The 26242-nt window shown below is 70.9% G+C and carries 26 protein-coding genes and 3 pseudogenes; 17 read left to right on the plus strand and 12 right to left on the minus strand.

The window, feature by feature from the left end; genetic code table 11:
• The first annotated feature begins 71 nt into the window (after positions 1–71).
• Both ACWGJ2_RS02605 and ACWGJ2_RS02610 read left to right on the plus strand, forming a co-directional pair.
• Complete coding sequence (locus ACWGJ2_RS02605) at positions 72–425, plus strand: 5-carboxymethyl-2-hydroxymuconate Delta-isomerase (RefSeq protein ID WP_453344089.1); 354 nt, start codon at positions 72–74, stop codon at positions 423–425.
• A 128-nt stretch (positions 426–553) separates the two neighbouring features.
• Positions 554–1447: an alpha/beta fold hydrolase gene (locus ACWGJ2_RS02610; protein WP_453344090.1), complete on the plus strand. Its 894-nt coding sequence runs from the start codon at positions 554–556 to the stop codon at positions 1445–1447.
• Between the two features lie 72 nt (positions 1448–1519).
• Here the strand turns inward: ACWGJ2_RS02610 and ACWGJ2_RS02615 are convergent, their stop codons facing one another.
• Positions 1520–1999 (minus strand): DUF4231 domain-containing protein, encoded by a 480-nt coding sequence (locus ACWGJ2_RS02615; protein WP_453344091.1) that lies wholly within the window; start codon positions 1997–1999, stop codon positions 1520–1522.
• A 184-nt stretch (positions 2000–2183) separates the two neighbouring features.
• Here ACWGJ2_RS02615 and ACWGJ2_RS02620 point away from each other — a divergent pair, with 184 nt between their 5' ends.
• On the plus strand, positions 2184–3761 hold the full coding sequence (locus ACWGJ2_RS02620; RefSeq protein ID WP_453344092.1) for a hypothetical protein: 1578 nt from the start codon (positions 2184–2186) through the stop codon (positions 3759–3761).
• Positions 3762–3876: 115 nt separating this feature from the next.
• The gene (locus ACWGJ2_RS02625) at positions 3877–5079 is read left to right on the plus strand and encodes an epoxide hydrolase family protein (RefSeq protein WP_453344093.1); all 1203 of its coding nucleotides are present in this window, start codon (positions 3877–3879) and stop codon (positions 5077–5079) included.
• A gap of 30 nt (positions 5080–5109) precedes the next feature.
• Here ACWGJ2_RS02625 and ACWGJ2_RS02630 read toward each other — a convergent pair whose 3' ends face one another.
• The 3 genes from ACWGJ2_RS02630 to ACWGJ2_RS02640 all read right to left on the minus strand — a co-directional run bounded on the left by ACWGJ2_RS02630 (position 5110) and on the right by ACWGJ2_RS02640 (position 6340).
• The gene (locus ACWGJ2_RS02630) at positions 5110–5496 is read right to left on the minus strand and encodes a VOC family protein (protein ID WP_453344094.1); all 387 of its coding nucleotides are present in this window, start codon (positions 5494–5496) and stop codon (positions 5110–5112) included.
• Positions 5493–5807, minus strand: coding sequence for an ArsR/SmtB family transcription factor (locus ACWGJ2_RS02635; RefSeq protein WP_453344095.1), 315 nt, complete (start codon positions 5805–5807; stop codon positions 5493–5495). The genes ACWGJ2_RS02630 and ACWGJ2_RS02635 overlap by 4 nt, the downstream gene beginning before the upstream one ends.
• Positions 5808–5878: 71 nt before the next feature.
• Positions 5879–6340 (minus strand): MarR family winged helix-turn-helix transcriptional regulator, encoded by a 462-nt coding sequence (locus ACWGJ2_RS02640; RefSeq protein ID WP_453344096.1) that lies wholly within the window; start codon positions 6338–6340, stop codon positions 5879–5881.
• A 101-nt stretch (positions 6341–6441) separates the two neighbouring features.
• On the opposite strand from ACWGJ2_RS02640, the gene ACWGJ2_RS02645 reads away from it, so the two are divergent.
• From ACWGJ2_RS02645 to ACWGJ2_RS02655, 3 genes are all read left to right on the plus strand, one after another.
• On the plus strand, positions 6442–6810 hold the full coding sequence (locus ACWGJ2_RS02645; RefSeq protein ID WP_453344097.1) for a VOC family protein: 369 nt from the start codon (positions 6442–6444) through the stop codon (positions 6808–6810).
• Between the two features lie 262 nt (positions 6811–7072).
• The gene (locus ACWGJ2_RS02650) at positions 7073–7480 is read left to right on the plus strand and encodes a YciI family protein (protein ID WP_453344098.1); all 408 of its coding nucleotides are present in this window, start codon (positions 7073–7075) and stop codon (positions 7478–7480) included.
• 8 nt (positions 7481–7488) lie between these two features.
• Positions 7489–8646 (plus strand): RNA polymerase sigma factor, encoded by a 1158-nt coding sequence (locus ACWGJ2_RS02655; protein ID WP_453344208.1) that lies wholly within the window; start codon positions 7489–7491, stop codon positions 8644–8646.
• 53 nt (positions 8647–8699) lie between these two features.
• On the opposite strand, the gene ACWGJ2_RS02660 is transcribed toward ACWGJ2_RS02655, so the two are convergent.
• A complete protein-coding gene (locus ACWGJ2_RS02660) occupies positions 8700–9320 on the minus strand; it encodes a TetR/AcrR family transcriptional regulator (RefSeq protein ID WP_453344099.1) in 621 nt (206 codons plus the stop codon).
• A 100-nt stretch (positions 9321–9420) separates the two neighbouring features.
• On the opposite strand from ACWGJ2_RS02660, the gene ACWGJ2_RS02665 reads away from it, so the two are divergent.
• Positions 9421–10296: an SDR family oxidoreductase gene (locus ACWGJ2_RS02665; protein ID WP_453344100.1), complete on the plus strand. Its 876-nt coding sequence runs from the start codon at positions 9421–9423 to the stop codon at positions 10294–10296.
• Positions 10297–10339: 43 nt separating this feature from the next.
• Here the strand turns inward: ACWGJ2_RS02665 and ACWGJ2_RS02670 are convergent, their stop codons facing one another.
• Positions 10340–11881, minus strand: coding sequence for a PQQ-dependent sugar dehydrogenase (locus tag ACWGJ2_RS02670; RefSeq protein ID WP_453344101.1), 1542 nt, complete (start codon positions 11879–11881; stop codon positions 10340–10342).
• Positions 11882–12341: 460 nt separating this feature from the next.
• Here ACWGJ2_RS02670 and ACWGJ2_RS02675 point away from each other — a divergent pair.
• From ACWGJ2_RS02675 to ACWGJ2_RS02685, 3 genes and pseudogenes are all read left to right on the plus strand, one after another.
• A pseudogene (locus ACWGJ2_RS02675) lies at positions 12342–12463 on the plus strand (transposase); the annotation flags it as partial.
• A 128-nt stretch (positions 12464–12591) separates the two neighbouring features.
• Positions 12592–12807, plus strand: coding sequence for a hypothetical protein (locus ACWGJ2_RS02680; protein WP_453344102.1), 216 nt, complete (start codon positions 12592–12594; stop codon positions 12805–12807).
• The gene (locus ACWGJ2_RS02685) at positions 12794–13189 is read left to right on the plus strand and encodes a hypothetical protein (protein WP_453344103.1); all 396 of its coding nucleotides are present in this window, start codon (positions 12794–12796) and stop codon (positions 13187–13189) included. The genes ACWGJ2_RS02680 and ACWGJ2_RS02685 overlap by 14 nt, the downstream gene beginning before the upstream one ends.
• Positions 13190–13220: 31 nt before the next feature.
• On the opposite strand, the pseudogene ACWGJ2_RS02690 reads toward ACWGJ2_RS02685, so the two are convergent.
• A pseudogene (locus ACWGJ2_RS02690) lies at positions 13221–13522 on the minus strand (LysR family transcriptional regulator); the annotation flags it as partial.
• Positions 13523–13621: 99 nt separating this feature from the next.
• Between ACWGJ2_RS02690 and ACWGJ2_RS02695 the strand changes: the two are divergent.
• Entirely contained in the window at positions 13622–14368 is a 747-nt protein-coding gene (locus tag ACWGJ2_RS02695; protein ID WP_453344104.1) for an SDR family oxidoreductase, read from the plus strand.
• Between the two features lie 597 nt (positions 14369–14965).
• Here ACWGJ2_RS02695 and ACWGJ2_RS02700 read toward each other — a convergent pair.
• Positions 14966–16063: pseudogene (locus tag ACWGJ2_RS02700) on the minus strand (pectate lyase family protein); the annotation flags it as partial.
• 487 nt (positions 16064–16550) lie between these two features.
• Between ACWGJ2_RS02700 and ACWGJ2_RS02705 the strand changes: the two are divergent.
• The 5 genes from ACWGJ2_RS02705 (at position 16551) to ACWGJ2_RS02725 (ending at position 24313) form a co-directional block, all read left to right on the plus strand.
• Positions 16551–18041: an acyl-CoA carboxylase subunit beta gene (locus tag ACWGJ2_RS02705; protein WP_453344105.1), complete on the plus strand. Its 1491-nt coding sequence runs from the start codon at positions 16551–16553 to the stop codon at positions 18039–18041.
• Between the two features lie 13 nt (positions 18042–18054).
• Positions 18055–19311 carry a beta-ketoacyl-[acyl-carrier-protein] synthase family protein gene (locus ACWGJ2_RS02710; RefSeq protein ID WP_453344106.1) on the plus strand — a complete coding sequence of 419 codons (1257 nt, stop codon included), beginning with the start codon at positions 18055–18057 and terminating at the stop codon, positions 19309–19311.
• Positions 19312–19313: 2 nt separating this feature from the next.
• Entirely contained in the window at positions 19314–21017 is a 1704-nt protein-coding gene (locus tag ACWGJ2_RS02715; RefSeq protein ID WP_453344107.1) for a CoA-transferase, read from the plus strand.
• Positions 21018–21031: 14 nt separating this feature from the next.
• Positions 21032–21970: a 3-oxoacyl-[acyl-carrier-protein] synthase III C-terminal domain-containing protein gene (locus ACWGJ2_RS02720; RefSeq protein WP_453344108.1), complete on the plus strand. Its 939-nt coding sequence runs from the start codon at positions 21032–21034 to the stop codon at positions 21968–21970.
• Between the two features lie 111 nt (positions 21971–22081).
• Positions 22082–24313, plus strand: a complete 2232-nt coding sequence (locus tag ACWGJ2_RS02725) for a beta-ketoacyl synthase N-terminal-like domain-containing protein (RefSeq protein WP_453344109.1) — start codon at positions 22082–22084, stop codon at positions 24311–24313.
• 57 nt (positions 24314–24370) lie between these two features.
• Here the strand turns inward: ACWGJ2_RS02725 and ACWGJ2_RS02730 are convergent, their stop codons facing one another.
• From ACWGJ2_RS02730 to ACWGJ2_RS02745, 4 genes are read right to left on the minus strand one after another with little or no spacing between them, the layout of a single operon-like run.
• Positions 24371–25141 (minus strand): SDR family oxidoreductase, encoded by a 771-nt coding sequence (locus ACWGJ2_RS02730; RefSeq protein WP_453344110.1) that lies wholly within the window; start codon positions 25139–25141, stop codon positions 24371–24373.
• Complete coding sequence (locus tag ACWGJ2_RS02735) at positions 25138–25539, minus strand: carboxymuconolactone decarboxylase family protein (RefSeq protein WP_453344111.1); 402 nt, start codon at positions 25537–25539, stop codon at positions 25138–25140. Before ACWGJ2_RS02735 ends, ACWGJ2_RS02730 begins: the two co-directional genes overlap by 4 nt.
• A complete protein-coding gene (locus ACWGJ2_RS02740) occupies positions 25536–25955 on the minus strand; it encodes a hypothetical protein (RefSeq protein ID WP_453344112.1) in 420 nt (139 codons plus the stop codon). Before ACWGJ2_RS02740 ends, ACWGJ2_RS02735 begins: the two co-directional genes overlap by 4 nt.
• Positions 25952–26239: an acyl carrier protein gene (locus ACWGJ2_RS02745; RefSeq protein WP_453344113.1), complete on the minus strand. Its 288-nt coding sequence runs from the start codon at positions 26237–26239 to the stop codon at positions 25952–25954. Before ACWGJ2_RS02745 ends, ACWGJ2_RS02740 begins: the two co-directional genes overlap by 4 nt.
• Positions 26240–26242: the final 3 nt, after the last annotated feature.

The following is a 26242-nucleotide window of genomic DNA, read 5'->3' on the forward strand; positions in this document are numbered from 1 at the left end:
GCGGATACCCTCGCCACGAGTCCCCGGTACCGAGCCCCCGAGCCCTGATCCCCGCCTCACGAGGAGTCCTCATGCCGCAGATCACCGTCGACCACTCCGCAGCACTCACCCCCGTCCTCGACCAGGCCGCCTTCGCCAAGGACCTGCACACCGCCGTGATCGAGATCGCGTCGGCCAAGCCCGAGGCGTGCAAGACACAGTTCCGTCCCAGCGCGTTCACGGCCGTCGGCCACGACGCCGAGGGGCACGCGGTCCTCCACGTCGCGATCGGCCTGCTCGCCGGACGCACCGACGAGACCAAGGCCCGGCTGACCGAAGCGGTGCTGGAAGTGGCTCGTCAGCACGTACGGCCGGAGGGCATCGCCCTGCACGTCTCCGCCGAGACCCGCGACCTCGACCCCTCGTACCGCAAGTTCGACGCCTGAGACGCTCCGCGCGGGCGGTGTCATCAACATGGTCGTCACCGTCACACGTAAGCCAACTTAGGTTACCCTTACTTCTCCGGGGGCAGGCGGTCGGCACGGTGGCCGCACGAGGGGGAGGGGATCGGCGTATGGCCTCAACTGCCGGCGGGGCAGCGCATGTTCAGGGCCGCACGGAGTGGGTGCCCACGCGCGACGGGCGCACGCTGCACGCCCTGGTGCTGCCAGGCCCCCCGGACACCGGCACACCGACCGTCGTCTTCGAAGCGGGCGCCGCCGCCACCCGTTCCTCCTGGGCGCTGGTGCAGCCGCTCGTGGGCACCTGGACGCGGGCCGTCGTCTACGACCGCGCCGGTCTCGGCCGCAGCCCCGCCGACCCGGTCTCGCGCACGATGCGCCGCATGGCGGACGACCTCCACGATCTGCTCGACCACTTCGGGCCCGGACCGTACATACTCGTCGGACACAGCGCGGGCGGCCCGCTCGTGCGCCTCGCCGCGGCCGGACGCCTCGACCGGGTCCGCGGCCTGGTGCTGGTGGACCCGACCGACGAGGGCGCGGACATGCTGTTCGGGCCGATGTTCCGGCGGGCCGAACGCGCGGCCATCGCCGTCAACCTGCTGCTGGCCAGGCTGCGGCTGCTCGGTCTCGCCTACCGTTCGACGGCCGCGCCGCTGCCCGAGGACGCGCGGCGCGACATGAAGCGGGACGGGTTCACCGTCGGCCTGGTCAAGACGCACCGCGCCCAGGCCCGCACCTTCCTCGACGAACTCGCCGCGTTCCGCGACACCCCGCCCGAGCTGGCCGGTGTGCCCGTCACCGTCATCTCCGGCGCGCTCACCGGCGGCGGCATGAACAAGGCCGCACGCCGCGCCGCCAACGACTCGCACGCCCGCTTCGCGGCCGGGTCCGCGCACGGCAGGCATGTGCTCGCTCCCCGGTCCGGGCACTACGTGCCCCTCACCGACCCCGGCCTCGTCGCCGAGGAGATCCGGCTGATCGCCACCACGTCCCCGGCGACGTGACATGACACCCGCCCCGCCGTGGCAGGCCTTGGCACGGCGACACGTGGCAGGGCGACGCATGACGGGGCGACTTCAGGCGGCCGGAGGGCCGGTCGGGCCCGGTACCGGTGCCGGAGGCGCCCCACGGCGGAAGGCCGCCCAGTGGCGGGTCTCGGTGTCCGAGACCTCCTCCACCTGCTCCAGCAGACGCTGCCGGGCCGCCTCGTCCCGCCCCGCCTCACCGAGAAGCTGATAGCGCCGCACCGCCGTGTGCAGCCGCTGCCACGCCTCGGCAGCGATCACATAGCGCTCCGTGTGGTGGAACACCTGCCGGAAGCCGCCGATGAAGACCATCGCGCCCGCCACCGCCGCCGTGAACAGCGAGGGCGCACGCAGCCCCGCGGCGACCACGGTGGCCGCCCCCATGGCCAGCGAGCCCAGTTCCACGCACCAGTGCCACCGCCGCGAGCGGTCGCGGGTACGCGCGTACCACCGCAACTGCTCCAGGGCGTAGGAGAGCACCGGGTCTCCGTCGTCCGCGCCCGAGGGCGTCCCCGTTCCATGTGTCCGCACCCCCGCATGCTGCCCGCAACCGGCCCGCCCGCGCCACCTGTTGAGGACACCGCCTGTACGCGCACACCGTGCGCGAGGTGCCCGCCCGGGAGGGCAGCGACACTGCCCGCCCGCCCCTACCGCCGTCGGCGCGCCATGCCGTATGCATGACGGGCCACCTGTCGCCCCCGCGGAGAGGTTCCGGATGCGTGCGCACGAGTCGGGTGAGGCTGTCGGCCAGGAGCGGTCCGGCGCGGCACCGAGCCCTCGCCGTCCCGCCACCACCCGTGCACCTGAGGTCATCCACGGGCCGGACGTCGCCCAAGAGCCGGACGCCGCACCCTCCCCCGCGTCGGTCCCGGCCTTGCAGCGCAGCATGGGCAACGCGGCGGTCACGCGGATGCTCCAGGCCCGGGCCCGGCGACGGGATGCCGCACCCACCACCGGCACGCCCGTGGTCCAGCGCGTGACCAGCCCCGCCGAGGAACAGTTCAACAAGGCGGGGTACTCCCTGGCGTTCCTGTCCGTGCCCGCCGAGGAGTTCGGTGAGGACGGGACGGCCCCCGACAAGCCGGACACGGCCCGTGTGGGCCGGCCGAGGGCCAGGGAGATCGAAATCCTCCGCACGCCGAAGGACTGGGCACCACCGCCGGCTCGGGGCCGTCGGGCCCAGCCGCAGACCAGCATCAGGGCCAAGTTCCGCTCCTCGTTCTTCACCTACGAGGTGGAGCTGGTCAACGATCCCCAGGGCGCCTCGCACGGCAACCCGAGCCTCATCGATCTGAACGCGCCCTTCGAGATCCGCTCCTGGGTCCTCCGGGGCTCCCAGGGCAGGTCGCAGGGCAGAACGTACGCCTTCGGCGACAGGTGGGCCCACAACCCGGTCTACTGGGCCGCGGCGGGCGGTTTCGACCGGCAGCAGGCCGAGAAACTGGCGGACGGCCACGGTCTGGACCCGGACACGGAACTCCTCACGACCGACGACGACTTCGACGAGCACCGTCTCCTCCCCCACGCGGACAGTCAGCCGTTCCTCTACTACGTGCCGCAGAGGCAGGACCCGAGGTTCAGGACGGACAACCGTCAGTTCCTGGGGGCGGGGGAGTTCGACGCCCTGCCGGACCCCAAGCGGAACGCCACGGCCGTCTCGGTCCCGCCGGAGGTGGACCGGAGGGACGGGGGCCGGAGCACCGCCAAGGCGATGGGGAACACACAGGCACACCAGTGGATGGGGCCCGGGATGGGCGGCGCGCCAGGCGTGCTCGCGGCGTACGAGTGGTGCCATCTGATCGGTGACGGGGACAACGGCCCCGACATCTGGCAGAACCTGGTGATCGGTTCCAACGCCGTCAACACCGAGCAGCTCGCCATGGAGACGGCGCTGCGGCGGCACGTCACACGGCTGCGCTGGTACGGCTACGGCATCCAGATGCGCGTACAGGCCCAGATGGAACCGGCTCCCGAACAGACCAACCCGGCCACCACCCTGCCGTCGGTGTCGGAACCGCTCAAGGCGCGCTGGATCAGCTACCACATCTCCATCGTGCCCCTGGCCACCCCCGACACCGACCGGCCCGTGGCAGACGTCCACCGTCAGATCATGGACGCCGACCGCGGCACCATCACCGAGGCGGAGTTCTCCTACCTCCACCACGAGGTGCACAACAAGATCAAGGCGGCGATCGACACCGCTGTCGCCGCGGGCCCCGCAGCCGGTGGCCCCGCGCCCGGCGGCCAGGGCGGGGGCGGCCCGGCGAACCCGCTCGCGGGCAGCCTGACGTGACAGGGCAGCAGGAGCAGGGGCAGGGACGGGGCGCGGCAGGCCGCGGCTCCCGCCGGCCGACACGGCCCGTCGGCAAACGCCGTGGTGAGCGCGGACGGACGTAGCATGCGCAGGCATGATCACGATGTCCGACGAGAGCATCCGCCCCTTCCGCGTCAGCATCCCGCAGGACGAGCTGGACGACCTGCACGCGCGCCTGGACCGCACCCGCTGGCCCGACGAACTCCCCGGCGTCGGCTGGGCGTACGGGATCCCCCGCGGCTACCTCAAGGAACTCGTGCGGTACTGGCGGTACGAGTACGACTGGCGTGCCGCCGAGGCCGAGCTGAACGAGTGGCCGCAGTTCACCACCACGATCGACGGGGCACACGTCCACTTCGCGCACATCCGGTCACCGGAACCGGACGCCACCCCGTTGCTCATGACGCACGGCTGGCCGGGCTCGATCGTCGAGTTCACCGGCATCGCGGGCCCGCTCACCGACCCGCGCGCACACGGCGGCGACCCGGCCGACGCGTTCCACCTCGTGCTGCCGAGCATCCCCGGCTTCGGGTTCTCAGGGCCGACGCGCGAGCAGGGCTGGGAACCGCAGCGGGTGGCCGCCGCGTTCGCCGAGCTGATGGAGCGCCTCGGCTACCCCCGGTACGGGGTACAGGGCGGCGACTGGGGAGCGGGCATCTCGCGGGAGATGGGCCGTACGCTGCCGGACGAGGTCATCGGCGTGCACCTGAACCTGCTGCCGAACGCGGCCATGACGCGGGAGCCCGACGCGCGGTTGCTGGACACACTGACCCCGCACGAGCGCCGCCGCACACTGGCCTCCTGGAAACGCTTCCAGGAGTGGAGCCGCGACCGTCAGGGTTACGCGGACATCCAGTCCACCCGGCCGCAGACGCTCGCGTACGGCCTGACCGACTCACCGGTGGGCCAACTGGCCTGGATCGTCGAGAAGTTCAAGGACTGGACCGACTCACGGGACCGCCCGGAGGACGCCGTCGACCGGGACCGGATGCTGACGAACGTGATGCTGTACTGGCTGACCGGCACGGCCGGATCGTCGGCGCGCATCTACTACGAGCGCGCACACGCACACTACTGGGGTGCCCCGCCCGAGCCGTCCACCGCGCCGACCGCACTCGCCGACTTCCCGTGGGACAACTACATCCCGCTGCGGCACATCGCGGACCGTACGAACAACATCGTGCGGTGGACGGAGTACGACAGGGGCGGGCACTTCCCGGCCATGGAGCAGCCGGACCTGCTGACCGGCGATGTGCGGGCGTTCTTCCGGGCACTGCGCGAGGAGGACGGCTCCTAGCGAGGGCCCAGCGCCAAGCGCCCGGTGTGCCTACTTGACGTGCACGATCTGGATCAGGTTGCCGCAGGTGTCGTCGAGGACGGCGGTGGTGGCCGTGTCCATCTCCAGCGGGTCCTGGGTGAAGGCCACCCCGAGCGCACGCAGCCGGTCGAACTCGGCGCGTACGTCGTCCACGGCGAAGGAGGTGACCGGGATGCCGTCCTCGGCCAGTGCCGTCTTGTACGCCTGCGCGGCGGGGTGGCCCGAGGGCTCCAGCAGCAGTTCGGTCCCTTCGGGGTCCTCGGGCGAGACCACGGTCAGCCACCTGTCGGTGCCCAGCGGGACGTCGTGCTTCTTCACGAAGCCCAGCATGTCGGTGTAGAAGCGCAGGGCCTTCTCCTGGTCGTCGACGAAGACGCTGGTGAGGTGGATTCTCATGGGGTGCTCTCCGGTGCCTCGGGGGGTTCGTGGGTGCCGGGCGGTCTGAGCCATCGGGTCACGATGTGCTCGAGCGGCCCGGTGTTCAGATCGTGGAACTTGTAGCGGCCCTGGCGCCGCACGACGACCAGCCCCGCGGATTCCAGTACGGCCAGATGCTGGCTGATGCCCTGACGGGACAGGGACAGGCCGTGCTTGGACACCAGCCGCGCGCATATCTCGAACAGACTCTGGCCGTCCCGCTCCGCCAGCTCGTCGAGGATGCGCCGACGGGTGGGGTCGGCCAGCGCCTTGAAGACATCCTCCGCCATGACCGCCACCATAGGCAAGTAGCGACTTGCCTATCAAGCGGGGCACCTCACGAGAGGCACGCCCCGCCGCCTCACTCCTCCAGGGCGCGCGCGATGCGGTCGAAGTCCGCGAGGAGGTCGGCCAGGCGCCCGCCGGGGACGGCCTGGACCATGCGCGCCTCGACGGCGTAGACGGCCGCCTGCGCGTCGCCGAGTCTGCGCCACCCCTCGTCGGTGAGGCGGGCGGGCCGCGCCCGGCCGTGGTCGACGGTGTCGGGGCGGCGGATCAGGCCCGCCTCCTGGAGTCCGCGCAGCACGACGTTCATGGACTGCCGGGTGACGAAGGTGGCGCGGGCGAGTTCGGCGTTGGACATGTCGGGCCGCAGGGCGAGGACCTCCAGGCAGGAGTACTGCGGGACGGTCAGACCGTGCTCGCGCAGCGCCTTGTCCATGGCGCCGCGCAGCGCCGCGTGCGCGCGCTTGAGGCGGTATCCCACGTGTTCCGTCACGTCCTTGGCGGGGTGCGGCGGTTCGGCTCTCCTGTCGTTCTCCATGTCAGCATTTTGACATCCAGGAGCACCGGGCCTACCGTCGGTGATGTCAAAGTCCTGACATCAACTACTGGCCCACACTGCCGGTGACCCGAGGAGAACCCATGACGATCAGCATCGACGGCCCCGACTTCGTCGCCCTCCAGGTGCGTGACCTGGAGGCGGCGGCCGCCTTCTGCGAGAAGCACCTCGGGCTGCGCCGCACCCCCGCCTCGCCCCCCGGCGCGGTCGTCTTCGACACCAAGCCCACCCCGTTCGCCGTGCGCGAGCCGCTGCCCGGCACCGACCTCGACGCGGGGCGCCCCGGCCTGGGCGTCGCGCTCTGGTTCTCCACCCCCGACGCCCAGGGCCTGCGCGACCAGCTCACCGAGGCGGGCGTCGAGGTCCTGACCCCGCTCAGGGACAGCCCGTTCGGCCCGATGTTCTCCTTCGTCGGCCCCGAGGGCTACGTCCTGACCGTCCACGGAGCCTGACCATGACCGCCGCCTCCCCCGGCCGGCTCGCCCGGATCGCCGACGCCTGGCGCCCGTTCCGTAGCCGGGTGGCTCTCCTCCTGCGCAACCGCGCGCAGGAGGAAGGAGCGGCCACTTGAACGGCCTCGTGAACAGCCGCTCGGACAGCCCCGGGAAGATTTCTCAGGAAATCCCGGACGCCGATGTCGAGAACCCTCGATCGGCTCCGTCTCCATGGTGAACGCGACCACAATGGGGCGCACCAGCACCGAGGAGAATCACCATGGCCAAGTACCTGCTGCTCAAGCACTACCGCGGCGCCCCGGCTCCGGCCAACAACGTGCCGATGGACAAGTGGACGCCCGAGGAGATCTCGGCCCACATGAAGTACATGAAGGACTTCGCCGTCAAGCTGGAGGAAACTGGCGAGTTCGTCGACGGTCAGGCGCTCGCCCCCGAGGGGGCGTGGGTCCGGTACGACGGTGAGGGCCGTCCGCCGGTCACCGACGGCCCGTTCGCCGAGACCAAGGACCTCATCGCGGGCTGGATGGTGATCGACGTCGACAGCTACGAGCGCGCCGTCGAGCTGGCCGGGGAGCTGTCGGCAGCGCCCGGTGCGGGCGGGAAGCCGATCCACGAGTGGCTGGAGTTGCGTCCGTTCTACGGCGTGTCGCCCACCATCACGGAGTGACCGCGCCGATGAACGAGGCCCTGCTCCGGAGCCTCACGCCGGGCGTGCTCGGAATCCTCGTCCGCCGCGGAGCCGACTTCGCGGCGGCCGAGGACGCCGTGCAGGACGCGCTGGTCGAGGCGGTCCGCGTCTGGCCGGACGGCGAGCCGCGCGACCCGAAGGGCTGGCTGGTCACCGTGGCCTGGCGCCGGTTCCTCGACGCGACCCGCGCGGACGCCGCCCGGCGGCGGCGCGAGGACCTCGTCGACGAGGAGCCGGCGCCGGGGCCCCCGCCCACGGTGGACGACACGCTCCAGCTCTACTTCCTGTGCGCCCACCCGTCGCTGACGCCGTCGTCCGCTGTCGCGCTCACGCTGCGTGCCGTGGGCGGACTGACCACTCGTCAGATCGCCCAGGCGTACCTCGTGCCGGAGGCGACGATGGCGCAGCGCATCAGCCGGGCCAAGCGCACCGTCTCCAAAGTGCGGTTCGACCAGCCCGGCGACGTCGCCACCGTGCTGCGCGTCCTGTATCTGGTCTTCAACGAGGGCTACTCGGGCGACATCGACCTCGCCGCCGAGGCCATCCGGCTCACCCGGCAGCTCGCCGCCTCGATCGACCACCCAGAGGTGGCGGGGCTGCTGGCCCTCATGCTGCTCCACCACGCCAGGCGCGCCGCCCGTACCGCGTCCGACGGCAGTCTGGTGCCGCTCGCCGAGCAGGACCGCGCGCGGTGGGACACGGAGTCGGTCGCCGAGGGTGTCGCGATCCTCCAGGCGGCCCTCGCCCGCGACCGGCTGGGCGAGTTCCAGGCCCAGGCCGCCATCGCGGCGCTCCACGCCGACGCGCTCACCGCGGAGGAGACGGACTGGGTGCAGATCGTCGAATGGTACGACGAGCTGGTGCGGCTGACCGGCAGTCCCGTCGTCCGGCTCAACCGCGCCGTGGCCGTCGGGGAGGCCGACGGGCCGCGCGCGGGGCTGGCGGCGCTCGCGGGGCTGGACGATTCCCTGCCCCGCCACACCGCCGTGGCCGCCTACCTCCACGAGCGCGACGGCGACGAGGCGAAGGCGGCACGGCTGTACGCCGAGGCGGCCCACAAGGCGCCGGACCTCGCCGAACGCGGGCATCTGACGCGCCAGGCCGCCCGTCTCAACGCGCGGCTCGACGCCCGCCGGAGCGGCTGAGGGAGGCCGTCGGCGCGGGCCGCCCGACCGGGGACGGGCCGGGCGGCCCGGCGTCAGCTCGCGGCCGGGCTCTCCGGGTTCTCCGGATCCTTCGGGTCCTTCGGGTCCTTCGGTTCCTTCGTCAGCGCGTCCATGAGCAGGCCGACGAGCCGACGGGCCTGGTCGCGTGTGCCGTACTGCACGGAGTAGGCGACGCCGCCCATGAGGAACAGGACGTCGTCGGAGGTGACGTCGCCGCGCAGACTGCCGTCCCGCGCACCGGCCTTGAGGAGCGCTTCGACGGCATCGGTCAGGAGTGCGCGACTGTCGGCGTACGGGTCGACGCCGGAGGCGATGACCGCGTTGAGCGCGGCGGACATGCCGATCTTGGCCGTGGCGTAGTCGAGGAAGTGCTCCATCCACTTCCGGGTGGCCTCGGCTGCCGGGTGCTCGGCGAGGAGATCGGCCGCCCTCGCGCACACGCTGGTGAGCTGGTGGCGGTAGGCGGCGTCGATGAGGGCTTCCCTCGTCGGGAAGTGCCGGTAGAGCGTGCCGATGCCGACGCCCGCCCGCTTGGCGATGGCCGCGGGCGCGGTCTCCAGCCCCTCGTCGGCGAAGACCTGCGCGGCGACCTCCAGGAGGCGTTCCCGGTTCTGGAGCGCGTCGCTCCTGGTCCGACGGGGGGTGGCGGGCATGGGGTTCCTCCGGTGCCTGTCCTCGATTGCTTTCCGGAACGTGTTCCGCTTAACCTCTAACCGGAACGCGTTCCGTTACCACTCTACTCCGGGAGCCCCCATGTCCAGTCCTGCCTCCGCCCCCGCCTCCTCCCCCGCCGGGCAGGGAGTGCGCCACTGGTTCATCACCGGGGCCTCCGGCGGCCTGGGCCGCCACCTCACCGAGCACGCCCTGCGGCACGGCGACCACGTCACCGCCACGGTCCGCGACGCGGGGGCTCTGGACGGCCTGCGCGAGACGTACGGCGACCGGCTGACCGTCGAGATCCTCGATGTCGCCCGGCCCGCCGACGTCGACGAGGTGATCGGCAGGACCCTCGGCGCGGGACGGGTGGATGTCGTGGTCAACAACGCCGGATACGCGGTCGTGGGCGCCGCCGAAGAGATGACCGTCGAGCAGATCCGCGACCAGATAGAGGTCCTGCTGCTCGCCCCGATGCTCATCACCCGCGCGTTCCTCAAGCCGATGCGCGAGCAGGGCGGCGGCCGGATCATCCAGATCTCCAGCATGGGCGGCCAGGTCGGCAGCCCCACGCACAGCGCCTACCACGCGGGCAAGTGGGGGCTGGAGGGCTTCACCGAGAGCGTCAGCCGCGAGGTCTCCGGCTTCGGCATCCACCTCACCCTGGTCCAGCCGGGCGCCACCCGCACCGGCTTCGGCCCGGCCCTGCGCTACACCGTCGAGACGGACGCATACCGCGACAACGCCGTGGGCCGCACGCGACGCTTCCTGTCGTCGGCCGACGAGAGCGTCTTCACCGGCGACCCGGCCAAGCTCGCCGCCGTCATCCACGGGACCACCCGGCACCCGGACCCGCCACTGCGCCTGGCGCTCGGCTCCGACACCTACGAGGCCGTCCACTCCGCGCTCACCGAACGGCTCGGCGCGCTCGAAGCCCAGAAGGACCTGGCGGCCTCCGTCGCCTTCACCCGCTGATCCGGCGCCGGACCAGCGGGTGAGGCGTCACGGACCTCGGCCGTCAGTCGGCGACGACGCAGTTGCCGCCGTTCAGGGCGAAGCCCGTCGGCGGTGAGGTGTTTCCGGCGTGACCGGCCAGATAGCCGAGCTCGACGCTCTCCCCTGGCTCGATCGTCCCGTTGTACGAGGCCCCGTCCGCGGTCACGGCGTTGCCCTGCTGGGTGAAGGTGGCGCCCCAGCCCGAGCTGACGCTCTGACCGCCCGCGACGTTGAAGGCGAGCTGCCAGTTGCTGACCGGCGTGGTGCCGGTGTTGGTGAGGGTGAGCTCGCCCTTCAGACCCGTGCCCCAGGCGTTCCCCGAGTACGCGACCCGGCAGGTGCTGGTGCGCTTGTCGAAGGAGACGCGGTGCAGGCCGCCTGGCAGGTCGTTGACGACGTACAGCTCGCCGTCCACCGTGGCGCCGAACGAGGTGACCTGGGTGGGCATCTCCCCGATCTCGGCCTGTTCGTAGCCGCCCTCACCGTCCGAGCGCAGCGCCCACACGGTGTTGGAGCAGTAGTCGGTGGCGAGGTAGGTGCCGCCCACGAGGTCCGCGTACTCCTTGCCCCGGTACACGGTTCCGCCGATCACCGAGCAGCCGCCGGTGTACGGGGAGTAGGTGAAGACCGGTGCGGTGTGCTTCTCGCCGGGGAGGCAGTGGGTCTCGTCGAAGACCTCCCACCCCTCGTAGCAGGACCAGCCGAGGTTCTTGCCGCCCTCGCCGCGCGCGAGGTGGTCGATCTCCTCCCAGCGGCCCTGCCCGACGTCGCCGATCCACAGCGAGCCGTCCGCGCGGTCGAAGGAGAACCGCCAGGGGTTGCGCACTCCGTACAGCCAGATCTCGCCGCGGGCGCCCTCCTTGCCGACGAAGGGGTTGTCCTCGGGGACGCAGTAGGCGAGGTCGCCGCAGGAGCGGCTGACGTCCAGGCGGAGGATCTTGCCGAGCAGGGTGTCGAGGCGCTGGCCGCTGCGGAACGGGTCGCCGGAGCCGCCGCCGTCGCCGATGGCCCAGTACAGGTATCCGTCGGGCCCGAAGGCGAGCTGGCCGCCGTTGTGGTTCCCGTACTCGGCGTGCTCCTGACTGAGCAGCACCTCCGGGTCGCTGCCGTCGAGCCGCTGGCGGGCGAGGGTCACGGCGCCGTCGGGCAGCGCGGTGTACGCGAGGTACAGCTCCTGGCTCTCGGCGAAGTCGGGTGCGAGCGCGATGCCCAGCAGCCCGCGTTCGTTCGCGGAGGAGTCGATGCGCGAGGTGAGGTCGAGCAGCGGTTCCTCGGCGAGTCCCGTCTCCGGGTGGTAGACGCGGACCCGGCCGGGCTTCTCGACGACGAACAGCCGGTCCGTGCCGTCGTCGGGGGCGACGACGGCGGTGGGGCGCCGCAGCCCCGAGGCGACCTGCGTGGTGGTCGCGGTGACCTCGGCGAGCGGCACGCGGCCGGTGTCGGCCGCTTCGGTTGCGGTGGCGGGGGCGGGGGCCGGGGCGGGGGCCGCGGTGGCGGCGGGCGAGAACAGCAGCAGCGCGAGGGCGAGCAGCAGGCCGGATAAGGACGAGCGTCTTCTGGACATGTCGGCTCCGGGGGGCGGGGGGCTTCTTGGTGACGGACGGCACGAGAACGCCGTCCGCACAGCGGAACCCGGCGCTCCGATGCCTCACTGGGAACGTAGCGGCTCCCCCGCCCGCACACCAGAGCCCCCTCGGCCCTTCCGTGCCCCCCGGCCCCCGCACACCGTCCGTCTCGCGGGAGGCCGCACCGGGACAGCGCGCGGCCCAGCGCGCCTCGCGCCGACGGACCGCGCCCCGCCGGATGACGGTTCCGGTGGGGCGCGGGGCCGGTCGGATCAGGCCCCGTGTTCAGGCCGGAGGGCTGTACGGCCGTACGGCTGGAGGGCGCCTGAAAAGCCAGTCGGCGGGCCCATCTGGCGAGGCGACGTACCAGGAGCATGGCCATGGCGAGGCAGATGGCATTCTCCGAGCAGACACGCGAGTACTCGTAGTCCTTCGACAGGCGGCGGTGCCCCCACCCGGGCCCGGGCCGAGCGGAAACCACCGTCGCGGCGCCGCACGTCGACCTGCGCGAGATCATGAACGCGATCTTGTATGTGGACCGCACCGGGGTGCAGTGGCGCTACCTGCCGCATGACCCTGGCTCTTCGGGCCGCTGCTCCTGGTCGGGTGGCCACTCCGCCGCACCGTGTTCCGAATTCGGCCTTGTCGACGTGGCGGCGCTCCCCGAACCTGGAGGGCAGCGTGGCGGCCAGCGGAGAAGTGGCGGCGCATGAGCGGAGCTGAGGTTCGAGTCGCACCGGGGAGCCGCCTGCTCCTCACGGTCGAACGCATCGAGGTGTTCAGAGCCCGGAACCAGACAGGGGACGGCAACAACAGCAACGACAGCAACGGGGACCACAGCCGGGACAGCGACACCCGGCCCGACACCCCCGGCCATGTCGAGGGGTCACGCACGGTGGAGCGGGCTCCGTATGCGTCTTGGTGACCTGGTGAACCCCTCGTCGGCCGAGGGATTACTCCAGCGGACACTGGGCGTGGAACCCGCGCTCTTCCACGGGGACCAGCACCGGTTCGACAGCCTCATCTCCTGGGACGTCCTGAGCGACATCGTCTCCCGGGCGAGCCCCGACAGCGCGCAGATCCGCCTCAACCAGGACGGGCAGAAGATCGCCGAGCCGGACTGGATCCACACCCACCTCTCCTCCGACGGACGTGTGTTCCGTACCGTCAGGACCCGGGAGTTCCACGAGCTGCTCAGCAAGGGCGCGACCCTCGTCGTGGACGCCGTCGACTGTACGCACCGCCCGCTGGGCAGCCTGGCCCGCAAACTCGAACGGGACCTCGGAACGCCCGTACAGATACGATGAATATAGGACGGTTACGGAGAAAACGCCCTCTCAGTCCTTCGGCGCAGCCGACAGCGATGGTACGGGGCTGGACGGCGGCTCTGGCCGTGTAAGCGGCTTGCTCGGCCCCGTGGAGCAGTATCCCGTTCTGGGAAGAAAGGCCTGACCGGCGTCGGTGAGGCTGCTGCCCTGCGGCGAGCGGTCGAAAAGCCGGACACCGAGATGGGCTTCCAGTCGCTGGATCTGGCGGCTCGGCGACGGCTGCGCCAGGCGCAGCTTGGTGGCGGCCCGACCGAAGTTGCCGTACTCCGCCACGACCGTGAAACAGCGCACGAGCCGCAGATCGACGTCCATTCGCTCAGGGTGCGCCGCGCGCCGTCTTACGCCTGGGGCATGACGGTATACGGAACAGGCCTTGGACATGGTGTGCGGGTGGGTATTTGGCTTGAGGGCATGACCACTTATGACGGCAAGAAGATCGTGATCACGGGCGGAAGCAGCGGTATCGGCCTGTCTACGGCCCAGTTGTTCGCGGACGGTGGGGCGCACGTACTGATCACAGGCCGTACCCGCTCCTCCCTGGACACCGCGTTGGAACAGTTGGGGAACAAGGCGATCGCCGTCCGTAGCGACGCCGCGTCCCTGACGGACATCAAGGCGCTGGCCGACACGGTCCAGGAGCGGTTCGGCGCAGTGGACGCGCTGTTCGTCAACGCCGGCGTCACTGCGTCCGTGCCGTTCGACTCGACGACGGAGGAGATGTACGACGAGCTGTTCGGCATCAACGCCAAGGGCCCGTACTTCACGGTGCAGGCGTTGGCGCCGCTGTTGCGCGAGGGAAGCGGCGTGGTTCTCACCACGTCGGTGGTGAACGTCCTGGGCCTCGACGCGCTCAGTGTCTACTCGGCGAGCAAGGCAGCCCTGCGGTCGATGACACGCACCCTGGCCCGCGAGCTGCTGCCGCGCAAGGTGCGCGTCAACGCCGTGAGCCCCGGCCCGATCGACTCGGGCATCCTGGACCGCTCCGCGCTGCCCGCCGATGTCGTCGAGGCGACGAAGGACACCCACCGAAGCTCCATTCCGATGCAGCGGCTGGGGTCGTCCGAGGAGGTGGCTGCCGCCGTGGCGTACTTGGCGTTCGGTGCAACCTTCTCGACGGGAACGGAGTTCCCTGTCGACGGAGGGGCTTCGCAACTCTAGTGCTGTGACCGCGTAGGTTCAGCGAGTTGAGTGCGCTCAGTCGAGCAGTGCCGCCGTCCACACCCACGCCGTCCGGCGGAGCAGACCGTCCAGGTCCCCGCGTCCGGCGCACCACAGCAGCACTCGGACGGGCTCGCCGGGCGGGGGCGTCGGGGAACAGTCGGTCGAGCACGGCCGCGCGTTCGCGGCGCCCTTCTTGCGACGGTCGACGTCCCACAAGGCGTCGTCGCCGACCGAGTAGCAGCCGTGGAAACAGCGAACTCCGTGGGTGCGGTGGTAGGTCGCGAGATGGCGCTCTGGGTGACCGGCAGGAGACCAACACGAGCCAGCGGTGGCCGGATGCCGAGCGCACCGAACTCATCTACCGGCACCCGGTTCCCGCCCGCAGAAGCCAGCAGCATCATCGCGCGCCGAGACCGCACCGAACTGGTACTTCCCCGGCGCGCGATCTGCTGCGGCTTCTATCCCTCCTGGTCGGTCGACCTGCGTACACGGACAGGCTCAGCCACCACCCCCTCCCAGCAGCCGGATCGAACGTCACCGCACATCCGACCGACCGGACCACCGATCCGGCGAACTTATGCGGTCAGCGCACTAGCAACTGCCGTTCGACTCCGCGAGCCCCTTGCCCGCTCCCGCCGTCCTGCTCACGATGTTCGGCACACAGCTCGTCTGGTCCAGGCTGTAGGAGTAGGGAATGCTCACCGAGGTGTTGGACTTCGGGTCGGGACCCGCCGGGTTGTTCTCGTCACCGGGGCTGGACCAGGTCACATTGTCGAAGGTGTTGCCGCTGACCTGCCAGTACCCGGCCTCGTCCGTGTAGAAGGTGCCCAGGACGTCCTTCGAGTCCTCGAAGTAGTTGCTGTCCACCTTGGCACGTGCCCCGGCACGGGAGTTGATGCCGGACTCGTTCAGGCTCACATAGTGGTTGTTGTACATGTGGGCGATGCCGCCGCGCAGCAGGGGCGCGCGGGAGTCGATGTTCTCGTACTTGTTGTGGTGGAAGGTGACGAACCCGTTCGAGACGTCGCTCTCGCTGGATCCGATGAGCCCGCCACGGCCGGAGTTGCGCAGGGTGCTGTAGGACAGCGTCACGTACTGGGTGTTGTTCTTCATGTCGAAGAGGCCGTCGTACCCCTCGTCCTCGCCTCCCGACGCCTCAAGGCTGACGTGGTCCACCCACACGTTGCGGACGTTCGACTCCATGCCGATGGCGTCACCGCCGTTGGAGGTGGGCGAGCCCGACTTCTTGACGTTCTTGACCGTCACGTTCTGGATGATGATGTTCTTGGACTCGCGGATGTGGATGCCCAACTGGTCGAAGACGGCTCCGCTGCCGACGCCGACGAGCGTGACGTTGCTGATCTGCTTCAGCTCGATCACTCCGGCGGCGGTGTTGCAACTGTCGCCGGACACCTTGCTGGTGTTGCCGTGGTTGATGGTCCCCTGCACCTCGATGGTGATCGGGGTGCTGCTGCTCGCGCGGTTGCACAGGGCCGCGTGGATCGCGGTACCGGTGCTGGCCCGTACCGTCTGCCCGCCCGCGCCACCGGTGGTCCCGCCGTTCTGCGACGCGTAGCCGGTGGCGCCGCCGGCCGCCGACGCCTCGGACGTCGACACGACCGCGCCGGTCACGCCCGCGAGGGCCACCGCCGTCAGGGCCGCGCAGAGTCGTGGTGCGACTGGTCTTCTCATCGTGGTCTCCCCATTCGTCGTCGAATGCCGGGGGCCGTCGCCGCGGCCGTTCAGGCGGCCGGATCGCGTCCACCGATCCGCCACCCTGCGGGCGGAGGCCCGGCCGCCCCGGATGTGAGTGCGCTTCTCCTCGCGGGCCTGACCGGCGGTTCCGCCGCGGTCCTGGCCATCGAACCCTGAACTTCGAACTCGTCGGCGGCGATTACGAGATCGCCATGACGGACAGCCTTGAGCCATGACAGCGCTTTCCCAACGCCGTCATCTGTGCACCGTGCTGTTCGATCACATCTGTGGCGGCACCTGTGATCCGTAGCAGCTCACGCGCATCGCCATAGCGCTCGTCTCGGCGGTCGCCTCCGTCGATACGAGCCTTCTCATTGGAAAGCGCTTTCTGCCGCGCAGAATAGAACCACGTCTGTTCCGCTGACAAGACTTGTTACGGAAAGCCGTAGTGCCCGCGTTCCGCTCCCTCTTGGACCGTGGCCCCATGCATACGCCAGAGAGTCCGGCCGCGAGGCCGATGGTGGTCGAGGAGAAGGCGATCCCAGCGGACCCGCGGGCTGGGGAGGTTCCCCGTTCTCGCATCGGAGCGCTGGTCGATCCGGGATCGTTCTCCGAGGTCTGTAGCCAGGCCGGACACCGCGCGACCTCCTTCGGCATGCGGGAGCGCGAACTGCCCGCCGACGGGGTGATCACCGGAACCGGGGAGATCGACGGACGGCCCGTGTGCGTCTTCGCGCAGGACCCTCATGTGATGGGCGGTTCACTCGGAGAGGTCCACGCGTTGAAGATCAGCGGCCTGATGGAGCTGGCCTCCCGGGCCCGGTGCCCGGTCGTGGCGCTGCTCGAATCGGGCGGTGCGCGGCTCCAGGAAGGCATCGCCGCGGTGGACGGCTACGGACAGATCTTCCGCCGCAACGTCGCCCTGTCCGGACGGGTGCCACAGCTCAGTGTGATCTTCGGGGCGTGTGCGGGCGGGGCGGTGTACTCCCCCGGGCTGACCGACCTCGTCATCATGGAGGCGGACTCGGCGATGTTCCTGACCGGGCCCCGCGTCGTGAAAGCGGTCACGGCGGAGGACGTCACGACTGCCCAACTGGGCGGTCCCGAGGCCCACGCGAACGCTTCCGGGGTCGCGCATCTGGTCTCCCGTGACGAGCGGGACGCGCTGCGGCTCGCCCGGGACGCCCTCTCCTACCTGCCGTCCTCCTGCCATCACCCGCCCCCTCTGAGCGACCCGGCGAGCCCCGGCCCGATGCCCGTGATCCCGGACCGGGAACAAGAGCCCTACGACGTGCGCGCCGTCGCGGGCGGGATCGTGGACAGCGGCAGTTTCCTCGAACTGCAACCGCGCTTCGCCCGCAATCTCGTGGTGGGGCTGGCACGTCTGGAGGGGCGCCCGGTCGGCGTGGTGGCCAATCAGCCGGAAGTGCTGGCCGGGGTCCTGGACATCGAAGCGGCCGAGAAGGCCGCGCGCTTCGTCCGGATGTGCGACGCGTTCGGCCTGCCACTGATCACTCTGGTGGACACACCGGGATTTCTCCCCGGGACGCGGCAGGAGCGCGGCGGCATCATCCGCAAGGGAGCCAAGCTGCTCTACGCCTACGGAGAGGCGTCCGTTCCGCGCGTGACAGTGGTGCTGCGCAAAGCGTTCGGTGGCGGATACGTGGTGATGAATTCCCGGTCGCTGGGGGCCGACGCGGTCTTCGCCCTGCCAGGAGCCCAGATCGCGGCGGTCGGCGCGGAAGGCGCCGTCGACGTCGTATGCCGACGCGAGATCGAGCGGGCCCCCGAACTGCGGGAGCCGCTCCTGGACCTTTATCGCCAGGAGGTGATGGCACTCAAAGTGGCACAACAGCGGATGCTGGTCGACGAGGAAGTCGCACCCGGTGACATACGGAACACCGTGGCCCGCACCATCGGACTCCTTGCCCGCACGGCGACCCCTGGTTTCCGGCACGACAACATGCCCCAGTGAGGAAAGAGCTGCGATGAAGCACCCAGGAGACGAACCGGTTGTGGTGACCGGCATCGGAGCAGAGGTCGCGGGAGCGAGCGGCGTCGAGGAGTTCTGGCGGAACCTGGCGGAGGGGAACTCCCGCATCGATGTGGTGCCACAGTTCGTGAAGGAGGAAGCGCCCACTCTCATCGGTGGTGTGATCAGCGACTTCGACCCCGGCTCCCGCCTCCCGCCCGGCGAGGAGGAACGCACGGCACGCTTCGGCCGCGAAACACAGATCACGATGGCCTCGGTCGGCCAATGCGTCGAGGACGCGCGCCTGGAGCCTGGGGACGTACCGCCGCACCGGACCGCCATGGTGGGCGCTTCCTCCCGCGGGCCCCTGTCCTGGTGGTGCGGCGCCCCTGAGGACAGCGCGCCCGGCCGGGGCCGTAGCGGCATTCTGCACAGCCTTCCCGGCGCACCGGTCTCCCTCGCTTCGATCGCCCACGGTGTCCAGGGTACGGTCACCACGATCAGCAACGGGTGTGTCAGCGGCCATCAGGCCGTCGGGATCGCGGCCGGGCTGCTCCACTCCGGTGACACCGACGCGGCCCTGGTGGTGGGACACGACTTCCCGCTGCTGACTCCGCTGATGCGGCTGTACGCGGCGATGGGCGAGGGCGCCCTGTGCCGGCGGGAGGATCCGGTGGGCGCGATGCGTCCCTACGGACGGGAACGGGACGGCTTCGTACTGGGCGAGGGCGCCGTCACGTTGTGCCTGGAGCGGGCCGGCTCGGCGCGACGGCGAGGTGCGCGCGCCTATGCCGAGATCCTGGGACACCGCTCGCGGAGCGAGGCGGCACACCCCATGACGATGGACCTGAGCGGACAGCACATGGCGAACCTGGCGGAAGAGGTACTGGAGGACGCGCACAGGAAGCCCGAGGATGTCGGCTACGTCTGCGGACACGGCTCGGCCACGCGGTACAACGATCTCGCCGAGGCCCGCGCGCTGAGCCGCCTCCTGCCGGAGACCTCACCACGGCATCGCCCGCCGCTGGGCTCCGTCAAGCCCGTCTACGGTCACCTCCTGGGCGGCAGCGGCACACTGAACGTCGCCGCTGTCGCGCTGATGCTGCACCACCAGCAGTTGGCACCCACCTTGAACTGCGAGGACCCCGACCCCGAATGCGGCTCCGACCATGTGGCCGAGGGCCGACGGCCCGTGCGCACGGACCTCGCGCTCTCCCTCTCCTCCTCCCTGGGCAGCCATTCCTCCGTGGTGGCCCTGGCCGCCGCCGCGTGATCATGGCGGATGCCACGGCGCACGCACCGCTCATCGCCGCCGGCCCGGACGAGCTGGTCGCGGCTCTGGTGGGACCGGGGACACATGTGCACTGCGCGATCACCCCGTCGCGGCCCAACGCGTTGATCCACGCGCTGGCCCGGGTCTTCGCCGGCCGCGGAAGTCTCACCGTGAGCATCGCGGCCCTTCATTCCAACGCGCACGCTCTCGCGCTGTCGGGTGCCGTACGCCATGTGGAGACGGGCTTCCTCGGGGAGCTGTACCCCGCGCCGCGCCCGCACCCGCTGTACGCCGACGTCGCCACGGCTGGAGTGCCGTTCACCGTCCGGGCCTGGTCGTTGCTGAGCCACGTGCAGCGCCTGGTGGCAGGGGCGCAGGGGCTGCCCTACGCGATCACCGGTTCCCTCGCCGGCAGCGACCTGCCCGCCCGGCTGCCGGGGGACGTGCACACGGTGGCGGACCCCGCATGCCCGGAACGGAACCTGACACTGGTGCGCGCGCTGCGCCCGGATGTCACCCTCGTGCACGGAGTGTGCGCCGACCGGCACGGCAACGTGGTGCTCGTCCCACCTCTGGGCGAAGGCCCCTGGGCCTGCTACGCAGCCCGGCGAGGTGTCATCGCCTCGGTGGAACGCATCGTCCCCGACGCCGTGGTGGCGGCACACGCCGACCACGTGGTCGTCCCGGGACAGCGGGTCATCGGACTGTGCGAGGCACCGCGCGGCGCTCACCCCCAGTCCCTGCGCACCAAGGGCATCGCGGGAATCACCGGCTACCCGGACGACTACCCGTTCCTGGCAGCCACGGCCCGTGCCTGTGCGACGGCCGAGACCGCCGCCCAGTGGTACGAGCGGTGGATCGCGCCGCCCGGCGGCCACGCCTCCTACCTGGAACGCCTCGCGGACATCGCACGCCCCGGCCCTGCCGCCCGCGCCCACGGGGCGGGGACGGCAGGAGCACACGCGTGTGCGACCGCTCAGGAACGGGTGGCGGTGCTGACGGCACGGGCGGTCGTCGAACTCGTGGAACGCGCCGGGTACGACACCCTGTTCGCGGGTATCGGCGTATCCCATCTCGCGGCGTGGACGGCGGCGGCCCAACTGGAGCGCCGGGGACGGCCCGTCCGGGTGTGTGCCGAACTCGGCCTCTGCGGAATGCGGCCCGCGCGGGGTGACCCCTTCCTCTTCTCCTCCGCCCACATGGAACGGTGCGAGGCGCTCACGTCGGTCCTCGAAGCACTCGGCGGTATGGCGGCGGGCAACAGCGGGCGGTGCCTGGGCGTGCTGGCCGCTGCCGAGATCGACCAGCGGGGCAACATCAACACGGTTCGTTCACCGAGCGGCCGGTGGCTCACGGGATCCGGCGGGGCCAACGACATCGGGACCGCGGTCGACTGCGTCGTAGCGGCCACCGCCGCCCCGCACCGCTATGTGGCAAGGGTGGCCCATGTCACGACGCCGGGGCGCCGGGTGCGCTCGGTCGTCAGCCAGTTCGGCCGCTTCGAGCGCCACGAGGAGGACTCTCCGCTGGCACTCGCGACGTGGCTGCCGCCCGACGGCGAGGAGACGCACGGCACCGAGGCCGTGCTCGGACGCCACACCTCCTGGCAGACCACTCCACTGCCGACGTTACGCGGGGAGGAGCGGATTCGGGACGACGAACTCGCCCTGCTGCGGAGCTTCGACCCCAGCGGCCACTTTCGATGACGAGGAGAACTCTCATGACGCGCTCACACCGCGGCGCCTGGGCTGAATCGGGAATCAGTATCACGGGCTTCGGGCACTACTATCCGGAGCGTCTGGAGATCAGCTCGGACGATCCGGAGACCTTCGCCGAACTCGGTGTGCGGACGCGTCATGTCTCCTCCCCCGACGAGACGGTTCCCGTGATGGCGGGCACCGCCGTCCGGCGCGCGCTCGCCGCGGCCGGGCGCGGCATCGAGGAGGTGGACCTGCTGATCCTCGCCAACTGCACCACCCGCCGCTGGTTCCCCGAGGCCGCTCCGCGCGTCGCCCATGAGGTGGGCGCGCACCGGGCGCTCGCCTTCGACGTATGCGGTGCCTGCGCCGGGTTCGTGCACGGGATACAGCTCTGCGCCTCCCTGCTGAGCACCCTGGGCGGGATGCGCCTCGCCGTGGTGGTCGCCTCGGAGCAGTTCTCGCGACGGGCCAGGCCACAGAGCCGCAGCGCGCGTGTGGTGGGCGATGCCGCCGCGGCGGCGGTGCTCGCGCGCGACGGCGGGAGCGGCCTGCTGGACTCGGTGCTCCATACCACCGGGGCGGAGGCCGATATCTGCACGATCGGCCCGGAGGACGGCTGGATGCACACCGACCCGCAGGTCGCGGAGCTGGCCTTCAAGACCCAGAGCACCGCGGCGGACGAACTGCTGGAGCGCACCGGCCTCACGCTTGCCGACGTCGACTGGGTGGTGCCCCATCCCGGCACCCGGGTGGTACAGGCGTCGCTGCGCGACCACTTCGCACGCGCCGGGGCGAGCATGGTCACCAACTTCGAGACGTGTGGAAATACGGCCAGCGCCGCGATCCCCGGCACCGTCTCCGAGAACCTGGGAACGGGCCTGTTCCGCCGGGGCCAGCTCGTCCTCGCTCCCACGGCGGGCGCGGGGTGGTACTACGGCGGCCTGCTGATCCGCCTGTAGGTGTCCGCCCGTAGACGGCCGCCCCGGTCAGGGCCCGTACGCCCGGGCGGGAGCGGACAGCCGGTCTCCTCGCACGAGGTGAGAACCGGTCCCTTCACACGAGGTGAGGAAATGAACAGCTTCGACGCACTGCCCGCGATCGTCGGGTACGGAGTGCTCGCGCCCCAGGTGTCGGCTCCCGGAGAGCTGTGGGACCGCTTGCGCCAGAGTCCCCGGGCCGCCACCACGGACCCGGCCCGGTTCGACAACGACGACTTCCACTCGCCGGACCCGGAGTGCGAGGACGCCACTTACGGACGCGGGTTCATGGCCGTGACGGGATTCGATCCCCACCCGGTGCTGGGCGCCGAGATGGCGTCGGGCACCGCCCCGGACGACCTCACCGCGCTGTGGCTGCGTCACACTCTGCTGTGCGCGCTGGACGAGGTGACGGTCCGCGCCAGCGACCGTGTCCTGTTCGTCCTCGGCTATCCGCTTCCCGGGTCCCTCCGGCTGGACGAGTCCTTGACCGAGCGCGCCGCGGGACTGCGGCCCGCGGAGCAGGACGACACCCGCTTCCTGCCCTTCGAGATCGCGCGTACGGCGGCTCACGGGCTGCTGCCCGAGGGCACCGACACCCTCGTCATCGACAGCGCCTGTTCCTCGGCTCTCTACGCGTGCGACATCGGTGCGCGCGCACTGCGCGCGGACGAGGCCGACATCGCCCTGTGCGCCGGGGCCTACGCGGTCACCCCCCGGGACTGTGTCGCTTTCGCCAAGGCTCGTGGCATGTCACCGAGCATGCGGCTGCGTGCCTTCGACGAGGCGGCCGACGGGGCGGTGCTCGGTGACGCCGCCGGTGCTGTCGTCCTCAAGACCCCGGAGCGTGCCGCCGCGGATCAGGAACGGGTCCTCGCCGTGGTCACCGCGACCGGCACCTCCTCCGACGGCAAGGGCAAGGCCATCTACGCGCCCGACCAGGCCGGTCAGTACAGGGCGGTGCGGCGGGCCCTGGACTCCGGCGCGCTCGCGCCCGACGACGTGGACTGGGTGATCGCCCACGGGACCGGAACGCCCGTGGGCGACCGCTCGGAACTCACCAGCCTGAACTCTGCGTATGCCGAGCGGGCCACGGCTCTGCCCCTCGTCTCCAACAAGAGCGTCTTCGGCCACTCGTGCAACGCCTCGGGGGCCGTGTCCCTCGCCCATGCCCTCCTGGCGCTCGACAACGCGGCCGTCCCACGCCAGCAGCACTTCCGGCGCCTCCCCGAGCTCCCCGCCGAGGTCCCCTCCGTCGCGCCCCTCACCGGCGAGAGGGCCTGGCCCCGCCGGTCCGGCAGTCCGCGCACCGTGGCCGTCTCGGCCTTCGGGTTCGGTGGCACCGATATCCACCTGCTGCTCAGCGACCGGCCGGGCCCCTCGGCGCCGGTTCCGGCGCCACCTGATGAGGTGGTTCTCGTGGGCTGGGACGCTCTGCTGCCGGGCGCACCCGACACCACGGCACTCACCGAATGGCTACGTGAGGGAACCGCACCGGGCGCCACGGCCTTCGGCGACCCCTATCCCGTGCCGTCGCCCAAAACGACCGGTATCCCGCCGGTCACGGCGGAGCGGATCGACCGGACCCAGATGATGGCGCTCGAATGCGTGCAACGCTACACCGAACGGTGCGGCACCCCCTGGGAAAGGGCAGCGGGCTTCACGGGCGCGCTGACCGGCCATTTCGGTCCGACGCGGGCGGGCGTCGACTACACCCACCGCTGTCACCTCCGCCAGCTCCGCCGCCGGTTCGCCGACCGGGGTTCCGCCGCGCGGCACGAGAGCGCGGTACGCGAACGGATCGCCCCCATATCGCTGGACACGGTGGCGGGGATCATGCCTGGGTGTGTGGCGGCCCGCGTAGCCAAACGATGGGATCTGCACGGCATGACCATGGCCGTCGAGCAGGGCTGGGACTCCACCCTGGCGGCGCTGTCGATCGCGCACGGCGCTCTGGCCGCCCGTGAGCTGGACTTCGCGCTGCTCCTGGGGGCGCACGGCAACCGCCTGCCGGAATTCGGCTCGCTGCTCGCCCCTTACGGTGTGCCCGGCGTGCTCGCGGAGGGGGTGTTCCTGCTCGTCCTGGCGCGGCAGGAGGCACTGGGGAGCACGCCCGGTCTGGCCCGGGTGACTCGTCTCCCGGCGGGAGTGGCACCCGAGGAGGTGCCCACGGTGCGGTGCGGCCCTTGGGCGGGACGCACCTACGCGGGGGCGGACGGCGCGGTCGCGCTGTTGCGTGCCGTGGTCGGGCCGGACCCCGTCGCCGTGGTGGCTCCGTCGCCGGGCGGTACGGGTCCCCTCTGGAGCGTGGCTCGTACAGCCTGACCCGGGCATCGGACGACGACGGAATGACGGGGGTGGGTGACGGTGGGTGACGTGTGATCAGCCGGCGCTGTAGCCGCCGTCGAGGGCGTACGCCTGCCCGGTGATGAAGCCCGCGGAGTCCGAGAGGAGATAGGTCACCAGATCGGCCACTTCACGCAGTGTGCCCATGCGGGGGATGGGATGTGCCTGGACCGCGGCGGCGAGCACGTCGTCCGGCAGCGCCCGCAGCAGCTCGGTTTCGACGGCGCTCGGGCAGACGGCGTTGACCCTGATCCCCTGCCCCGCGTGTTCCAGTGCCGCGGCTTTCGTGAGCCCGACGATGGCGTGTTTGGCAGCCGTGTAGAGCGGCAGTCCGGGGAACGCCACCAGACCGGTGACGGAGGAGCAGTTGACGATGGCGCCGTGGCCCTGATCGCGCATGGCGGCGAGTTCGAACCGCAGTGAGTTCCAGCACCCCTTGAAGTTGACGGAGACCAGTTCCTCCCAGTCCTCCTCGCGGGTCTCCACCAGCGGCACCTTCCCCCGGCCCATGGTTCCGGCGTTGTTGAATGCCAGGTCGAGGCGTCCGTATGTCCGTGTCACCTCCTCGACGGCGGAGCGCACCTCGTCCTCCCGCGTGACATCCACGGGAATGAACCGCGCGCGGCTCGCGTCCCCCGTCACCTCGGCGAGCGCTTCGAGCAACGCGGCGCCTCGCTCGGTGCGCCGGCCGCACCCCACGACGACGGCGCCCGCGCGGGCCAGTGCGAGTGCGGTCTCCCAGCCGATGCCGGAAGTGGCCCCGGTCACCAGGGCCACTTCGCCGGTCAGGGTGAACCGCGCGGTCACCGTCCCTCCTTGGCCTGGTCCCGCAACCGGTCGAGAACCTTCATGGCCTGCCTGCTGGCCTGGATCGCACGTGGTACGCCCGCGTAGGCGCCACATTGCAGGATGGTCTCCAGGATCTCCTCCGGCGCGAGCCCCGCGGCGTACGCCTGCTCCACATGTCCGGCCAGCAGTTCGTCGCACCCGCCGAGAGTGGTCAGCACGCAGACCGTGATGAGTTCCCGGTCCCGGGGGCCGAGTGCCGGGCGGCTGTGCAGAGTTCCGTAGACGGACTCCACCGTGTAGCGGGCGAGATCAGCGTGGGGGATGGCCTGCGCCACACGCTCGTCGGCGTCGGGCAGGACGGTGCGCAGACGTGCCATGCCCGCTTCGTACAGCTCGGACCGGCCGGTCGTCCTCATGAGACCTCCAGGGCGTCACGTGTGGTTTTGGGCACCGGCACCAGCCCCGCGGTGGTGCCTCGCAGGACGATCGTGCCGTTCTGGTTGGTGATGACCATCTCGGCTTCGACACTGGTGCCGAGCGGCCCCGCCGGCACGGCTCGCCGGATGGTGAGGCGGGCTTCGATGGTGTCGCCCGAATGGACCGGGGCGATGAACTCCATCGTGCTGCGGCGGCCCAGATAGCCGAAGGGCGCGAGCACTTCCCCTGCCAGCGAGGCGACGTACAGGCCGTGTGCCAGCGGTGGATCGCACGACGTGTCGACGTGGTGGCCCGCCCGGTCACCCGTGAGTTCCGCGAAAGCGAGGATCTGCTCGGTCTCGATGAGACGCCGCGCGGTGTACACCTTTCCGGCCCGGGGCGGCGACGAGGTCATCGGGCGCTGTCCGAGAGACGGCGTGTCACGAAGTCGGTCATGTCGTCCAGCACACGGAGTTCTTGAAGCGTGGCGAAGTCCTCCGAAGCGTTCAGACCGAAATGATCGGTCACCTGGGCGGCCAGTTCCGCCTGCCGGAGCGAATCCACGCCCGCCTCCGACTCCAGGTCCGCCGCGCAGTCGAGTTCGCCGCGACCGTACCCGAGGGCGTTCTCGTAGATGCCCCGCAAGACATCGGAGACCGCGGAGCGCCGGGGGCCGTCGGTGTCCCAAGGGAGGGTCATCAC

This window comes from Streptomyces sp. NPDC054796, assembly GCF_053611545.1.

What these genes read in the sequence shown, in the direction of transcription:
- ACWGJ2_RS02745 (WP_453344113.1), bottom strand. Translation starts at nt 26,239, where the DNA reads ATGACCCTCCCTTGGGACACCGACGGCCCCCGGCGCTCCGCGGTCTCC.
- ACWGJ2_RS02660 (WP_453344099.1), bottom strand. Translation starts at nt 9,320, where the DNA reads ATGCCCGCCACCCCCCGTCGGACCAGGAGCGACGCGCTCCAGAACCGG.
- ACWGJ2_RS02735 (WP_453344111.1), bottom strand. Translation starts at nt 25,539, where the DNA reads ATGAGGACGACCGGCCGGTCCGAGCTGTACGAAGCGGGCATGGCACGT.
- ACWGJ2_RS02630 (WP_453344094.1), bottom strand. Translation starts at nt 5,496, where the DNA reads ATGAGAATCCACCTCACCAGCGTCTTCGTCGACGACCAGGAGAAGGCC.
- ACWGJ2_RS02610 (WP_453344090.1), top strand. Translation starts at nt 554, where the DNA reads ATGGCCTCAACTGCCGGCGGGGCAGCGCATGTTCAGGGCCGCACGGAG.
- ACWGJ2_RS02720 (WP_453344108.1), top strand. Translation starts at nt 21,032, where the DNA reads ATGACGCGCTCACACCGCGGCGCCTGGGCTGAATCGGGAATCAGTATC.
- ACWGJ2_RS02605 (WP_453344089.1), top strand. Translation starts at nt 72, where the DNA reads ATGCCGCAGATCACCGTCGACCACTCCGCAGCACTCACCCCCGTCCTC.
- ACWGJ2_RS02715 (WP_453344107.1), top strand. Translation starts at nt 19,314, where the DNA reads ATGGCGGATGCCACGGCGCACGCACCGCTCATCGCCGCCGGCCCGGAC.
- ACWGJ2_RS02620 (WP_453344092.1), top strand. Translation starts at nt 2,184, where the DNA reads ATGCGTGCGCACGAGTCGGGTGAGGCTGTCGGCCAGGAGCGGTCCGGC.
- ACWGJ2_RS02680 (WP_453344102.1), top strand. Translation starts at nt 12,592, where the DNA reads ATGAGCGGAGCTGAGGTTCGAGTCGCACCGGGGAGCCGCCTGCTCCTC.
- ACWGJ2_RS02705 (WP_453344105.1), top strand. Translation starts at nt 16,551, where the DNA reads ATGCATACGCCAGAGAGTCCGGCCGCGAGGCCGATGGTGGTCGAGGAG.
- ACWGJ2_RS02645 (WP_453344097.1), top strand. Translation starts at nt 6,442, where the DNA reads ATGACGATCAGCATCGACGGCCCCGACTTCGTCGCCCTCCAGGTGCGT.
- ACWGJ2_RS02740 (WP_453344112.1), bottom strand. Translation starts at nt 25,955, where the DNA reads ATGACCTCGTCGCCGCCCCGGGCCGGAAAGGTGTACACCGCGCGGCGT.
- ACWGJ2_RS02695 (WP_453344104.1), top strand. Translation starts at nt 13,622, where the DNA reads ATGACCACTTATGACGGCAAGAAGATCGTGATCACGGGCGGAAGCAGC.
- ACWGJ2_RS02625 (WP_453344093.1), top strand. Translation starts at nt 3,877, where the DNA reads ATGATCACGATGTCCGACGAGAGCATCCGCCCCTTCCGCGTCAGCATC.
- ACWGJ2_RS02640 (WP_453344096.1), bottom strand. Translation starts at nt 6,340, where the DNA reads ATGGAGAACGACAGGAGAGCCGAACCGCCGCACCCCGCCAAGGACGTG.
- ACWGJ2_RS02655 (WP_453344208.1), top strand. Translation starts at nt 7,489, where the DNA reads ATGAACGAGGCCCTGCTCCGGAGCCTCACGCCGGGCGTGCTCGGAATC.
- ACWGJ2_RS02710 (WP_453344106.1), top strand. Translation starts at nt 18,055, where the DNA reads ATGAAGCACCCAGGAGACGAACCGGTTGTGGTGACCGGCATCGGAGCA.
- ACWGJ2_RS02650 (WP_453344098.1), top strand. Translation starts at nt 7,073, where the DNA reads ATGGCCAAGTACCTGCTGCTCAAGCACTACCGCGGCGCCCCGGCTCCG.
- ACWGJ2_RS02665 (WP_453344100.1), top strand. Translation starts at nt 9,421, where the DNA reads ATGTCCAGTCCTGCCTCCGCCCCCGCCTCCTCCCCCGCCGGGCAGGGA.
- ACWGJ2_RS02635 (WP_453344095.1), bottom strand. Translation starts at nt 5,807, where the DNA reads ATGGCGGAGGATGTCTTCAAGGCGCTGGCCGACCCCACCCGTCGGCGC.
- ACWGJ2_RS02725 (WP_453344109.1), top strand. Translation starts at nt 22,082, where the DNA reads ATGAACAGCTTCGACGCACTGCCCGCGATCGTCGGGTACGGAGTGCTC.
- ACWGJ2_RS02685 (WP_453344103.1), top strand. Translation starts at nt 12,794, where the DNA reads ATGCGTCTTGGTGACCTGGTGAACCCCTCGTCGGCCGAGGGATTACTC.
- ACWGJ2_RS02670 (WP_453344101.1), bottom strand. Translation starts at nt 11,881, where the DNA reads ATGTCCAGAAGACGCTCGTCCTTATCCGGCCTGCTGCTCGCCCTCGCG.